Consider the following 12,927-nt stretch of genomic DNA (forward strand, 5'->3'; position numbering starts at 1 on the left):
GTTACTCTCGGGTACATGAAACCGTGGTTGGTTCGCGGACTGGGGCTTTCCCTCGTCCACGTGGTCGTGCGCGCACTACTCGGTGCCGCCCTCATGCAGTGGCCGTTGCAGGGATCGATTCTGCGCTGGCTGGGTCTGGCCGTCGTCATTCTGGCGGCGGTCGTGTGGGCCGGAATCGACGGAATCCGCGACCGGAGGGCATACCCCGACCCGGACGACGGGGAGGACCTGACGATGCGGTGGCTCGCGGCCGGCGCCGTCACCGGAATCGTGGCCGGGTTCCTCACCTGGCTCGTCGATACGCTCACCGACATCCCGATCGGCGTGAAGTCGATTCTGTTCGAACTGACCTCGGGTGCCGCGTTCACGGTGCTCCTGGTGTTCCTCCCGGCGATGGCCGCAGTGACCGCCGGCCGGTTCTTCGCAGGTCGCGGCGAGAAGGCCGACGAGAGCGACCGGCCGGCGTCACGGCACCAGCGCGAACCGGCCACGGTTGCGAGCGCGCCCGCCGCCGACCCCGCCTGGCGCAACGACGACGCACCCACCGAGGTGTTCCCCGCGGTCGACCCGCACGCGCCACGTCCCGAGCGCTGACCTGCCGGTCGTCACCGGCCACCGGGCTAGCGGCACGGTGGCCCGCTCACGCCGCTGTGTAGCGTCGACCCCATGAGCAAGATGGACGAAGTGGGCGAACGCGACGCGTGGCGATGCTGGCTGTGTGACGAGCCGGTGGATGCCACCATGTCGGTCAATGATCCGCGCGGTCCGAGCGTCGACAGCATCACGACTGCGAAGAAGGGTGCGAAGGGCGGGCAGGAGCGACTCGCGCATCGGGCGTGCAACACCAAGAAGGGCGCGGTCAAACCCGTCGTGCCGTGGCCCGATCACCTGTTCGTCGTCGATCCCGCCCCGATCATCGGTGTGGTCGAGCAACTCACACGGAAGGGTGGCCGCGTCGCCGTCGCCCGGTGCCCGAGCAAGGCCGACGCGATCGAGGCCGGTGACTGGCTCGTGGACCGTCTCTCGCGACTCGCACCGGGACTGTCGGTCACGACGCGGATCGACGCCGGTGGCGGCGGATTCCTTCTGGTACTCACCACCTGACGGCACCGCTCAATTCCTCAAAATACCGTATCGTTCCCTATTGACATCACAATAGGGAACGATACGGTATTTCTGTGGAAGAAACGTTGTTCTCCGTCGAGCAGGTCGCCGAACGCCTCGGACTGCACGTACGTACCGTTCGGAACTACGTCCGCGACGGCAAGCTGCCGGCGGTGCGCATCGGCAAGCAGTACCGGATCGCACAAACCGACCTCGACGCCTTCACCGGCAGAGCGGTACCGGCGCCGCCGCGCGAGACGGTGCGGAGGCAACGGCACACCGACGTTTCGAGCATCGTCGAAATCGATGCCGTGAGCCCGGAGACAGCACACCGCCTCACCACGGTGCTGATCGGCGCCGCGGGCACCCACGACGACGGACCACGACTCCGGATCGACACCGTCTACGACGAAGAGCGCGGACGGATGAAGGTGGTCGTGCTCGGCGGCCTCGCCGAGACGGCCCGACTGTTCGACTACATGGACGGGGTGCTCGACTCATGAACTCGATCTACAAGTCCGCCACCGCCGCCGAGCAGGTGCTGCAGCGCTATCGCGAGCGTCTTGCGTCGTGGCCGGTGCCCTCCGACCACGTCCGGATCCCGACCGGCGCAGGCGAGACCTTCGTGGTGGTGTCCGGTCCGCCGGATGCTCCGCCCCTCGTGTTGCTGCACGGGGCCGGCGCGAACAGTTCGACGTGGCTCGGTGACATCGCCTCGTGGGCCGGGAGTTTCCGCACCTACGCCGTCGACCTGGTCGGTGAACCCGGACTCAGCGCGCCGACGCGGCCGCGCCTGGACACCGACGAACCCGCCCGGTGGCTCGACCGGGTGCTCGACGGACTGGGTATCACCACGTGCGCGATGGTCGGCATGTCGCTCGGCGGATGGAGCGCGTTGGACTACGTGATCCGGCGACCCGGCCGCGTGACACGTCTGGTTCTCCTCTGCCCCGGCGGCATCGGCCGCCCGACGCCCCTGCGCATACTGCCCGCGATGGCGACGCTGCCGTTCGGACGGTGGGGCCGGCGGCGCGCCGTCGCACGGGTCACGGGACTGACCGGTCCCGAAGCCGCCCCTGTGCTCGACGACGTGGCACACACGTTCGGCGCGTTCCGGCCCCGGACGGAGAAACTCCCGGTATTTCCGGACGACGCGCTCGGTACCGTGACCGCACCGGTCCTGGTGGTGGTGGGCGCACGGGACGTCATGTTCGATTCCGGCGAGACCGCGGAGCGCGCACGGCGCTGCTTCCCCGATGCGGACGTGCAGGTTCTGCCCGATGCCGGTCACGCCATCCTCGGGCAGACCGACCGGATCCTCACTTTTCTGAGCCACTCGCGCACCGACTCGCGGTGAGTTCGGGGCGCTTCGCCGGTCGGAACACAGGTGACCTTCGCACAGAGGAGACACCGATGACCGACATGATCGATTTGTCCGGCGCGACCCGCCGCATGGACCGGGTTCTCGGCGGGATCAGCGACGAGCACCTGCTCGCGGCCACACCGTGCACGGAGGCGACGGTCGGGATGCTCGTGGACCACGTGCTCGGGCTGACGCTCGCCTTGACCGCGGCGGCGAGCAAGGACGTCGAGGGCCTCACCGACGCGCCACCGACACTCCCGACGGGTGAGCTTCCGGACGGCTGGAACGATGTTGCTACCGCGAGACTGCACGCCCTCGCCGACGCGTGGCGTGATCCCGATGCGTGGACGGGCACCACCCGCGCGGGCGGAATCGACCTCCCGGGCGAGACCGCCGGGCTCGTCGCACTCGACGAACTCGTCGTGCACGGCTGGGACCTCGCCGTCGCGACCGGACAAGCCTATGCGTGCGAGCCCGACGAGATCGCCGCGTGCCTCGCGTTCGCCGGAACCGTGTCCGACGAACAACGCGCGGAGCGTGCGCTGTTCGGCCCCGCCGTCTCCGTACCGGGCGACGCGCCCGCCTTACACAGGCTGCTCGGACTCACCGGCCGCGATCCGTCCTGGGCTCCGTCCGGCTGAGGGAGAACTCAGCCGAGCGGAACCGATGACGCGTAATCGTCGACCGGCAGACTTCCGGCCACGACGGCGGTCACCTTCGAACTTTTCAAGGTGAGACTGCCGCCGTGGTTGTCGAGGAACGCGGTGTCGGCGGCGTCCCGGCCGGTCGCGATCCGCACGAGGGACGAGCGCGGCGCCAGCCGCGTCGGATCCACGACGCACCAGGCGCCGTCGACGTACGCCTCGGTGACGGCATGGAAATCCATCGGGCTGCAGCCCGGAGCGAAGACGGAGACGAGCCGCGCGGGAATGTTCACCGCCCGCAACAGCGCGATCGTCAGATGCGCATAGTCGCGGCACACCCCGGCACCGGTGAGCAGGGTGTCGGCGGCGCTGTCGGTACCGCGACTGGCTCCCGGCGCGTAGATCAGGTGCTGCTCGACGAACTCGACGATCCGCGCGAGCGTCTCGGCATCCGGTTCCGGAGACCCGAAACGCGACGCGGCGAACCCGAAGAACTTGTCTGCCTCCGCGTAGCGGCTGGGTCGCAGATACATCGACAGGTCGGCCTCGGTCACCGGTGTCGCGGGGAACGAACCGTTCACCGTGGCCGAGTACTCGACCGTCACCTTGCCGGGTACGCAGTCGAGCATGTGGATTCGGGTTCCGTGCTCGACCACGACCTCCCGGGCGGTGATCTCGTCGTCGTTGTGGACCACACGCATCGACTCACGAACCTCGGCGTCGTCCGGGTTCGCCACAGCGATCTTCATTTCGATTCGGGTCGGCTCGGTGACTTCGAACTCGAGCGCGGCGGCGACTTCACGTTTCATACGACGATCGTGCCACCCGTCGCCCTCGGACGCCGAACCGCTAGAGCAGAACGGTCCCCGCGTCGGCCGAACCCTGACGCGCCACCTCGGAATACGCGGCTACCAGCAAGGCCGGATCCGGTCCTTCGAGCCGTCCGGGCTTCGCGAGACCGTCGAGCACGACGAAGCGCAGCAGCCCCGCGCGGTTCTTCTTGTCGCTCTGCATTCCCTTGAGGAGATCACCGAACGCGTCGGGATCGTAGGTGGTGGGCAGCCCGACGGATTCGAGGATCGCCCGATGGCGCTCCGCGGTGGCATCGTCGAGCCGGCCTGCGAGCCGCCCGAGTTCCGCGGCGAACACCAGACCCACCGACACGGCGGCGCCGTGACGCCACCGGTAACGCTCGCGCCGCTCGATCGCGTGCCCGAGAGTGTGCCCGTAGTTGAGGATTTCGCGCAGATCGGATTCCTTGAGGTCGGCGGCGACAACCTTCGCCTTGACCTCGACGGAACGACGGATCAATTCGGGAAGCACCGTCCCGAGCGGATCGACCGCGGCTGCCGGATCCTCTTCGATGAGGTCGAGAATCACCGGGTCTGCGATGAATCCGGTCTTGATGACCTCCGCGAGTCCGGCGATGATCTCGTTGCGGGGCACCGTCTCGAGTGTCGCGAGGTCGACGAACACCGCCGACGGTTCGTGGAACGCCCCCACGAGGTTCTTACCCGCCTCGGTGTTGATCCCGGTCTTCCCGCCGACCGCAGCATCGACCATCGCCAGCAGTGTCGTCGGTACGTGATAAACCCGCACCCCGCGCATCCAGGTCGCGGCTACGAACCCCGCGAGGTCGGTGGCTGCTCCGCCGCCGAGACTCACGATCGCGTCGGACCGAGTGAGGCCGATCCTGCCGAGAACCTCCCAGCAGAACCCCGCGACCGCGAGTTCCTTGCCGTCTTCGGCGTCCGGGATCTCGATGCGATGGGCGTCGATTCCCGTCTCGGCGAGCGCCTCCCGCACCGCCTCGGCGGTCTCGGTGAGCGTGGGCTGGTGGAAGATGGCGACGGTCCGGGTGCCGGACAGCGCGCCGACGAGGTCGCCGAGCAACCCACGTCCGATGACCACGGGATAGGGATGGGCTGTGTTGACGTCGATGCGTACCGGTTCGGTCACGGTGTGGTGCTCCGATTCTCTGGAGTGGTCTGGACAGCAGCGGCATCTTCCGCCGCACCGAGTTTGGCGAGGACCTGCTGGACGACGCGGCCGGGACTGCGACCGTCGGTCCGCACCCGAATGGTCGCCGACTGCCGGTACAACGGGCGGCGGCGGCGCATCAGATCGCGATATTTCTGGGCGGGGTCTCCCCCGTTGAGCAGGGGCCGTGAGGTGTTGTTGCCGGTGCGCCGCAACCCCTCGGCCACGCTGAGTTCGAGATACACGACGGTGTGCCCGGCCAGACGTTGCCGCGTCCGGTCGGACAGGATGGCGCCACCGCCGAGCGAGACGATGCCGTCGTGCTGAGCGAGTGCTTCGGCGACGACATTCTCCTCGATCTGGCGGAACACCGGTTCGCCGTCCTGCTCGAAGATCTCGGGGATGGTGCGGCCGGTGGTGCGTTCGATTTCCGCATCGGTGTCGAGCAACGACAGGTCGAGCGCCTGGGCGACTCGTCGGCCGATGGTCGACTTGCCCGCCCCGGGCGGACCGATGAGCACTGCGCGCGGCGCCATGCCTCTACCGCGGCGGGCGCGCCGCAACACCTTTCAGGTAGTGCTCGATGTTGCTCACCGTTTCCGGGAGCGAGTCACCGCCGAACTTCTCCAGGGCGGCCTGCGCGACGACGAGCGCCACCATCGCTTCGGCGACGACGCCGGCAGCCGGGACTGCACACACGTCGGAACGCTGATGGATGGCGACAGCCTCGTCACCGGTGGTCATGTCCACGGTCGAAAGTGCCCGCGGGACCGTCGAGATGGGCTTCATCGCGGCGCGTACCCGCAAGGTCTCGCCGTTGGTCATGCCACCTTCGATACCGCCTGCGCGGTTGGTGGAACGGAGCACACCGTCGGGCCCGGGGCGCATCTCGTCGTGAGCGGCGCTGCCGCGTCGCCTCGCAGTCTCGAAGCCGTCGCCGACCTCGACACCCTTGATCGCTTGAATTCCCATGAGTGCCGCGGCAAGTCGCGAGTCGAGGCGGTCGGCTCCGCTGACGAACGATCCGAGTCCGACGGGCAGACCGTGGACGACGACCTCGACGATGCCGCCGAGCGTGTCACCGTCGCGCTTGGCGGCCTCGATCTCGGCGATCATCGATTCCTCGGCGGCCTTACCGAACGCCCGCACCGGGCTCGCGTCGATCGCCGCGAGATCGTCGGCTCCGGGCTCGGGGCCGACGTACGGCTCGGAAGCCCCGATGGAGATCACGTGAGAGACGACCTCGGCACCGAATGCCTGCCGGAGGAAATTGCGGGCCACAGTTCCGGCAGCGACTCGCGCCGCCGTCTCGCGCGCGCTGGCACGTTCGAGCACCGGCCGCGCGTCGTCGAATCCGTACTTGAGCATGCCCGAGTAGTCGGCATGACCGGGGCGGGGGCGCGTGAGCGGCGCGTTGCGCGCCTGGCCGTCGAGCAGCTCCGGGGCCACGGGGTCGGCGGACATGATGGTTTCCCACTTGGGCCACTCGGTGTTGCCGATCTCGATGGCGATCGGGCCACCGAGGGTGCGCCCGTGCCGGACACCACCGATGATGGTGACCTTGTCGGCCTCGAACTTCATGCGAGCGCCACGGCCGTAACCGAGCCGCCTGCGCGCGAGCTGGTCTGCGATGTCGTCCGATGTCACCTCGACAGAGGCGATCATCCCCTCGAGCATCGCGACGAGGGCGGGACCATGGGATTCTCCGGCAGTTATCCAACGCAGCACTCCGTCATCCTTCCACGCGCGCCGCCTGCGCGGTGACGCCACCCCTGGTCATTGCTCCATGCAGAATCCGAGCAACGCAGCGGCGCACATCGAGGGCCCGTGCGGCACCCCGGCCGGCGCAGGCTCCGCACGGGGAGCCCGGCGGCGCACGACTCCGAGGACCGCCACGACCAGCACTGTCAGCACCGACGGGAGCAGTGCCGCGACGAGCCACGCCCGGGTGCCGGCGACGGCGGTGGCGGCGCCGAGCGCAACCGCGAGTTTGACGTCGCCGGCTCCCAGCGACCGAGGGGAAGCCAGGTGCACGACGAGCATCGGAGCCGTCATCAGTGCGGCGCCTGCCAGCGCCGCAGAGCCGTGGCCGGTGATCCCGGCGACGGAAACTACCGCGGCTCCGCCGCCGAGGGTGAGGAAATTCGGCAACCGCCGTACCAGGATGTCGACGGTGGCCAGGCCGACACTCCACCACCCGAGAAGCGCGAAGGCGACAGTGGCGTGCGCTGTGCCGCCGAGGGTTGCCCCGGCCCCGATCACCGCACACGCGATCTCGCACATCCCGGCCGCGGGCACTCTGCCCGCCAGTCGTGCTGCCAGCGCGTACACCACCGAACCCACCGCGGCCCCCGCGACCACACCCCCCACGATCATCACGGATGCCAGCGTGCAGCAGCGGGCGGTACATCCGGCTCCGGCCGACGTCCTGGTCGGCGTTCCGGGGAGAAACACGCTCCCTGTGGACAAACTCGAATCGGCCGCAGCCGCCAGGCGAAGCACGAACCGCTCGGCCGCGAAGGCGAGCTCGGACGGTTCAGTCCGCGCGGTCGGCGCGCGCCAGCATGTCGTCGAACTCCTCGACGTCGAGGGTGTCGGCGGTGACTTCCTTGCGGCCGTCGTAGACGTCGCGGTCGATTTCGCCGTCGGCGTTGGCGACCAGCATCGCGACGAAGGTGTCGCCGTTGACGTTGAGGAAAGTCCGGAAGATACCGGTGAACCAGTCGACGGCGATCAGCAGGCCCACCGCCTGGAACGGCAGACCGAGCGAGGTAGCCAGGAACATCGCCACCACCGGAAAGCCGCCGGGCACGGTGATGGTTCCCATGTTGAGCAGGATCGCCAAGCCCATGCCGAGAAGGATCTGCCCGACGCTCAGGTCGACATCTCCGGCCTGGGCAAAGAACATCACGACGATCATGTAATTGAGGACGGCACCATAGGAGCCCATCGTCAGTCCCACCGACAGCGTGAAGTTCGCGATCTTCTGGCTGACGCCGACCTTCTCCACCGTGTTCTTCAGAACCGTCGGGAACGTCACCGCCGAACTGGTCGTGGTGATCGCGATCGCCGTCTGCTCGGCGAGCTTGGACGGCAGCTTCCACGGGCTCAACCCGGTCCGCACGCTCACCACCACGACGAAGAGCGCAAACAGGATGAGCACGCCGAGAAGCGTTGTACCCAGGTACTTCAGGCCGGTGGTCACGACCGAGAACCCGACATCACCGGCCAAGGAGGCCAGCAGGCAGAAGACACCGATGGGGGCGACGTACATGACCAGCCTGATCATCGTCAGCACGATCTGCTGCACCTGATCGACAAAGGTAAGGACGCGATCGTCACCGGTCTTCGTGATGTGCTGGCGCAGCGCGATACCGAACAGCAACGAGAAGACGATGATGGGAACCATCGTCGCCGTCGACATCGCGTCGAAGATGTTCTTCGAGACGAAGTTCACGACGGTGTCCTGCCAACCGAGGGCCTCGCCCGCAGACGCCTCGAGCGCCGAATCCACCTCGCCACCGAAGACCATGCCGTCACCCGGGCGGATAACCGAACTCAGAACCCAGGCCAGAACCGCTGCCACGAGGGAGAACCCGATCATCCACTTGAAGGTCCGGAACGCGATCTTGCCGGTCCCGGTGCCGCTCATCGATCCGGTTGCCACGATGACCGACGCCATCACCAGCGGAACGATGGACATCTGGATCAACCGGATGAACATGTCGCCGACGAACTGCAGATTCGCCGCCCATTCCCCGACGATCAACCCGAATGTCAGCCCCGCGACGGCAGCGAGTCCGATGTGGACTCCTGAATTCCTCACCAAGTTCATCGAATCTCCCGACTCCGTGCCTCGGCCACGTTCGAACAGAACGAACGTGACGGCGCAAACGTAAGCGGCGCTCACTTCATCGGAGTTGCCTGCTCATTACGGCGTCGTTGCAGCGCCGGGGTGCCCGAGGTCGTCGAAGCCCCGCCAACACTTCGTCGACTCGGACCGAAGTTCCGGCGCAGAATCGGCGGACTCTGCGAGCATCGACAGAGAGGGCAGGGAGGGCTTGCCGGTCACCGGAAGGAACGCTGGATATGGAGCTTTCGTCGGTCCTCGAGCACGTCGGTTCTGCAATCGACGTCGTGGGTGTCGCGGCCATCGTCTTGGGAGCCGCGTTCGCCACGTGGACCGCGGTGGCGGCTCGGGTGCGCTCCCCCGGGGTCGCGGTCTACGAGCAGTATCGGCGCAGTCTGGGCCGATCGATCCTGCTCGGTCTGGAATTCCTGGTGGCCGCCGACATCATCAAAACCGTGGCGGTCACCCCTACCTTCACCTCTGTCGGGGTCCTCGCGCTGATCGTCCTGATCAGAACGTTCCTCAGCTGGTCGCTGCAACTCGAGATCGACGGACGCTGGCCGTGGCAGCGGCGTACGGAGGCGGACGTGCCCGCCACTCCCCCGGCTGATTGACGCCGCGCCGGCACCGTCAGCCGTCACTCCGACCGACCTCTCCGAGTTCGTTGCTCCGGCCCGACAGATAGGCACGCTCGACGGTGTTCGCGGTGCGGGTCGCGGCCCTCGCGTACGCGGCCGCCGCGTCGCGCTGCCGGCCGAGACGCCGCAGAAGATCCGCGCGCGCCGCGTGGAAGACGTGGTAGCGGTCGAGATCCAGTTCGTCGACGATCTGGAGGGCCACCTCGGGCCCGTCGGTCTCCGCGAGGGCGATGGCCCGGTGGAGCGCCACGACGCGAGTGGGGTGCAGGGCGAGAAGGTGGTCGTAGAGCTGCACGATCTGCGACCAATCGGTCGCAGCGGCGGTCGCCGCGTCTGCGTGCACGGCAGCGATCGCAGCCTGGAGCTGATACGGACCGGGCCGGTTCAGTTGGAGGCAGCGCCGGACGAGGGCCTGGCCTTCTCGGATCAGGTTCCGATCCCAGCGGGAGCGATCCTGGTCCGCGAGAAGCACCATCCGCCCGTCGGCGGTGGTCCGTGCGGCGCGACGCGACTCGCCGAAGAGCATCAACGCCAGCAGTCCCATGGTTTCGGGGTCGTCGGGCAGGAGTTCGACCAGCTGTCGGAGGAGCCGGATCGCCTCGGCACTGAGGTCGGTGTCGCCGAGTGCTGCTCCGCTCCCGGCGGTGTGCCCCTCGGTGTAGATCAGATACAGCACCGCGTGCACCGCGCCCAGCCGTTCCGGAAGGTTGTCCGCGGACGGCGTGCGGAAGGGAATCCTGGCGTCGCGGATTTTGGCCTTTGCTCGTGAAATACGTTGCGCCATAGTCGGTTCGGGGACCAGGAATGCGCGCGCGATCTGCGCGGTACCGAGACCGCCGAGCAGGCGGAGGGTCAGTGCCACCCTGGTTGCCGGGGCGAGCGCGGGATGGCAGCACGTGAAGATCAGTCGCAACCGGTCGTCGGGCAGGCCGGGTCCGGGGAGAACGTCGACGACGTCGTCCTCCGGCACGCCGCGAAGCCTCGCTGCGTCGGCGTGTTTGGCGTCCCGCAGGACCTCGCGCCGCGCGTGGTCGATGGCGCGGCGTCGCGCGGTGGTGATGATCCACCCGGCTGGGCTGGGTGGGATCCCCTCGCCGGGCCAGCGGTCCACCGCGACGGTGAATGCCTCCTGCACCGCGTCTTCGGCGAGGTCGAGGTCGCCGAAGACGCGGGTGAGCACCGAGACCGCGCGTCCGTACTCGTCGCGGAAGATCCGTTCGATCTGTGTCGACGTGACCGACATCGGATTCAGCCGCACGATCCCCACTGCAGGGGCCGCACCTCGATCGGCAAGGTGGTGGCCTCGGCGAGCTTGCGACCCCAGACGAGCGCAGCGTCGAGATCCGGCGCCTCGATGACGTCGAAGCCCCCGAGATGTTCCTTGCCTTCGATGTAGGGCCCGTCGGTCGTCACGACGCCCTGACTGCCTGCCCGGACGACGGTCGACGTGCTTGCCCCGTGGAGGCCTCCGGAGAAAACCCACGCTCCGGCCTCGCGCAGTTCACGCTGGAGGACCTCCAGCTTCCGCATGATCGGCTCGAGTTCCTCGGGCGGCGGCGGATCGCCGTCGGGTTGATAGATGCTGAGCAGGTACTGGACCATTGCCGAATCCTTCTCGAGGTGGCCGGCTGTTCCGGCCGTTCACCTACTACACGAACGATAGGCGCCAGATTCGACATTCGGCCGAGAAGACGAACGGTAAGTGGGCACGAGGACGGCTCATTCCGCCTAGCGTGAAGTCATGGAGTGGTCGAAGGCCCTCGGCATCCCGGCTGCGGCGCTGGCCGCGGTGGCTTCGTACGACATGCTGCAGCGGAAGCACTCGCTGTTGCGGAACTTTCCGGTCATAGGACACGGACGATATCTCCTCGAAGCCGTCGGGCCGGAGTTGCGGCAGTACATCATCACCCGCGACGACGAGGAGCGTCCGTTCACCCGTGATCAGCGCCGATGGGTGTACGCCTCGTCGAAGCAGGAGAACAACACCTTCGGGTTCGGTACCGACAACGATGTCGAATACACCGACGGATACACGATCATCAAACACCGCACGTTCTCACAGGTCCCCGCGTACGGCGCGCCACACAGCGGTGAGGGACTCGAGGTGCCCTCGGCGAAGATTCTCGGCGGACCACGAGGTCGGGCGAAAGCGTTCCGGCCTCGTTCGTTCGTCAACATCTCGGGGATGAGCTTCGGTTCCCTGTCCTCGGCCGCAGTGACCGCACTGAACAAGGGCGCCGCGTCCGCCGGATGTATGCACAACACCGGCGAAGGTGGGTTGTCCCGCTATCACCGCCACGGCGCCGACCTGGTCTTCCAGATCGGTACCGCCTATTTCGGGTGCCGCGACGCGGAGGGCAGGTTCGACCTCGCCCGGCTCGTCTCACTCACGGAGTCGGCACCGGTCAAGGCGATCGAGATCAAGCTGAGCCAGGGCGCCAAACCCGGGCTCGGCGGACTACTGCCGGCTACCAAAGTCACCCCCGAGATCGCCGAGATCCGCGGCGTCGCGATGGGCCACGACGTGGTGAGTCCGTCCCGGCACACTGCATTCCACGACGTCGACAGTATGCTCGACTTCGTCGAACGCGTCGCCTCCGAAACCGGACTCCCGGTGGGAATCAAAGCGGCCGTGGGTGATCCGACGTTCTGGCACTCTCTCGTGGATTCGATGCGCGGCGGCGAGCGGGGCGTGGACTTCGTGACCATCGACGGGGGCGAGGGCGGCACCGGCGCCGCTCCGCTCGTCTTCACCGACGCAGTGTCGTTGCCGTTCCGCAGCGGCTTCGCGCGGGTCTATCGGCAGTTCGCCGAAGCAGGCCTCGCCGAACACGTCACGTTCATCGGATCGGGCAAGCTCGGCATGCCCGACAATGCCGCGGCCGCATTCGCCCTCGGTTGCGACATGCTCAATGTCGCCCGCGAACCGATGTTCGCCCTCGGCTGCATCCAGGCCCAGAAGTGCCACACCGACACCTGTCCGACCGGAGTCGCCAGCCATAACCGATGGCTGGAGCGGGGCCTGGACATTCCCTCCAAGGCCGAACGAGTCGACAGCTATCTGCGGGCGCTACGGCGCGACGTCCTCAAAGTGGCAGAGGCATGTGGGGTGGCACACCCGAGCCTGATCGGTGCCGACGACGTCGAAGTCGCCGACGGCAACCGGCATTCGGTGACCCTCGCCGAACTCTACGGTTACCGGACGGACTGGGGGTTGCCGAGCCTCGCAGAACGCGAGGAGATCACCCGCATCATGACAGCCGGCGCACCCGAGGCCTCCGGCGGCGCGGGGTCACCGGGAGCCGCGACCAAGCCCCCGGGAACGTAGCGAGCCACACAAGCCGAACG

The 12,927-nt window shown here is 67.7% G+C and carries 15 protein-coding genes; 7 read left to right on the top strand and 8 right to left on the bottom strand.

What is annotated here, in order from left to right:
• Window positions 1-15: 15 nt before the first annotated feature.
• The 5 genes from ACFWU2_RS10045 to ACFWU2_RS10065 all read left to right on the top strand — a co-directional run bounded on the left by ACFWU2_RS10045 (window position 16) and on the right by ACFWU2_RS10065 (window position 3,108).
• Window positions 16-594 carry a B-4DMT family transporter gene (locus ACFWU2_RS10045; RefSeq protein ID WP_378604725.1) on the top strand — a complete coding sequence of 193 codons (579 nt, stop codon included), beginning with the start codon at window positions 16-18 and terminating at the stop codon, window positions 592-594.
• A gap of 81 nt (window positions 595-675) precedes the next feature.
• Complete coding sequence (locus tag ACFWU2_RS10050; RefSeq protein ID WP_378605186.1) at window positions 676-1,104, top strand: hypothetical protein; 429 nt, start codon at window positions 676-678, stop codon at window positions 1,102-1,104.
• A gap of 74 nt (window positions 1,105-1,178) precedes the next feature.
• The gene (locus ACFWU2_RS10055; RefSeq protein WP_378604728.1) at window positions 1,179-1,607 is read left to right on the top strand and encodes a helix-turn-helix domain-containing protein; all 429 of its coding nucleotides are present in this window, start codon (window positions 1,179-1,181) and stop codon (window positions 1,605-1,607) included.
• A complete protein-coding gene (locus tag ACFWU2_RS10060; RefSeq protein WP_378604730.1) occupies window positions 1,604-2,461 on the top strand; it encodes an alpha/beta fold hydrolase in 858 nt (285 codons plus the stop codon). Before ACFWU2_RS10055 ends, ACFWU2_RS10060 begins: the two co-directional genes overlap by 4 nt.
• Window positions 2,462-2,517: 56 nt before the next feature.
• On the top strand, window positions 2,518-3,108 hold the full coding sequence (locus tag ACFWU2_RS10065) for a TIGR03086 family metal-binding protein (RefSeq protein WP_378604733.1): 591 nt from the start codon (window positions 2,518-2,520) through the stop codon (window positions 3,106-3,108).
• Window positions 3,109-3,116: 8 nt separating this feature from the next.
• Here ACFWU2_RS10065 and ACFWU2_RS10070 read toward each other — a convergent pair whose 3' ends face one another.
• The 6 genes from ACFWU2_RS10070 to ACFWU2_RS10095 form a co-directional block, all read right to left on the bottom strand.
• The gene (locus ACFWU2_RS10070) at window positions 3,117-3,920 is read right to left on the bottom strand and encodes a transglutaminase family protein (RefSeq protein WP_378604736.1); all 804 of its coding nucleotides are present in this window, start codon (window positions 3,918-3,920) and stop codon (window positions 3,117-3,119) included.
• A gap of 40 nt (window positions 3,921-3,960) precedes the next feature.
• Entirely contained in the window at window positions 3,961-5,070 is a 1,110-nt protein-coding gene (aroB, locus tag ACFWU2_RS10075; protein ID WP_378604739.1) for a 3-dehydroquinate synthase, read from the bottom strand.
• Window positions 5,067-5,627, bottom strand: a complete 561-nt coding sequence (locus ACFWU2_RS10080; RefSeq protein WP_378604742.1) for a shikimate kinase — start codon at window positions 5,625-5,627, stop codon at window positions 5,067-5,069. Before ACFWU2_RS10080 ends, aroB begins: the two co-directional genes overlap by 4 nt.
• 4 nt (window positions 5,628-5,631) lie before the next feature.
• Window positions 5,632-6,819 carry a chorismate synthase gene (aroC, locus tag ACFWU2_RS10085; RefSeq protein WP_378604745.1) on the bottom strand — a complete coding sequence of 396 codons (1,188 nt, stop codon included), beginning with the start codon at window positions 6,817-6,819 and terminating at the stop codon, window positions 5,632-5,634.
• Between the two features lie 48 nt (window positions 6,820-6,867).
• A complete protein-coding gene (locus ACFWU2_RS10090) occupies window positions 6,868-7,467 on the bottom strand; it encodes a prepilin peptidase (protein WP_378605189.1) in 600 nt (199 codons plus the stop codon).
• 160 nt (window positions 7,468-7,627) lie between these two features.
• Window positions 7,628-8,926: a dicarboxylate/amino acid:cation symporter gene (locus ACFWU2_RS10095; RefSeq protein WP_378604748.1), complete on the bottom strand. Its 1,299-nt coding sequence runs from the start codon at window positions 8,924-8,926 to the stop codon at window positions 7,628-7,630.
• Between the two features lie 254 nt (window positions 8,927-9,180).
• On the opposite strand from ACFWU2_RS10095, the gene ACFWU2_RS10100 reads away from it, so the two are divergent.
• Complete coding sequence (locus ACFWU2_RS10100; RefSeq protein WP_378604751.1) at window positions 9,181-9,555, top strand: DUF1622 domain-containing protein; 375 nt, start codon at window positions 9,181-9,183, stop codon at window positions 9,553-9,555.
• Between the two features lie 16 nt (window positions 9,556-9,571).
• On the opposite strand, the gene ACFWU2_RS10105 is transcribed toward ACFWU2_RS10100, so the two are convergent.
• Together ACFWU2_RS10105 and ACFWU2_RS10110 are read right to left on the bottom strand one after the other, a co-directional pair.
• A complete protein-coding gene (locus tag ACFWU2_RS10105; RefSeq protein ID WP_378605192.1) occupies window positions 9,572-10,822 on the bottom strand; it encodes an RNA polymerase sigma factor in 1,251 nt (416 codons plus the stop codon).
• A 5-nt stretch (window positions 10,823-10,827) separates the two neighbouring features.
• Complete coding sequence (locus ACFWU2_RS10110; RefSeq protein WP_378604754.1) at window positions 10,828-11,181, bottom strand: YciI family protein; 354 nt, start codon at window positions 11,179-11,181, stop codon at window positions 10,828-10,830.
• 139 nt (window positions 11,182-11,320) lie between these two features.
• Here ACFWU2_RS10110 and ACFWU2_RS10115 point away from each other — a divergent pair, with 139 nt between their 5' ends.
• Entirely contained in the window at window positions 11,321-12,907 is a 1,587-nt protein-coding gene (locus ACFWU2_RS10115) for an FMN-binding glutamate synthase family protein (RefSeq protein ID WP_378604757.1), read from the top strand.
• The last annotated feature ends 20 nt before the right edge of the window (window positions 12,908-12,927 follow it).

The organism is Rhodococcus sp. NPDC058639, from assembly GCF_042717545.1.
In the GTDB taxonomy this organism is placed as follows: domain Bacteria; phylum Actinomycetota; class Actinomycetes; order Mycobacteriales; family Mycobacteriaceae; genus Rhodococcus.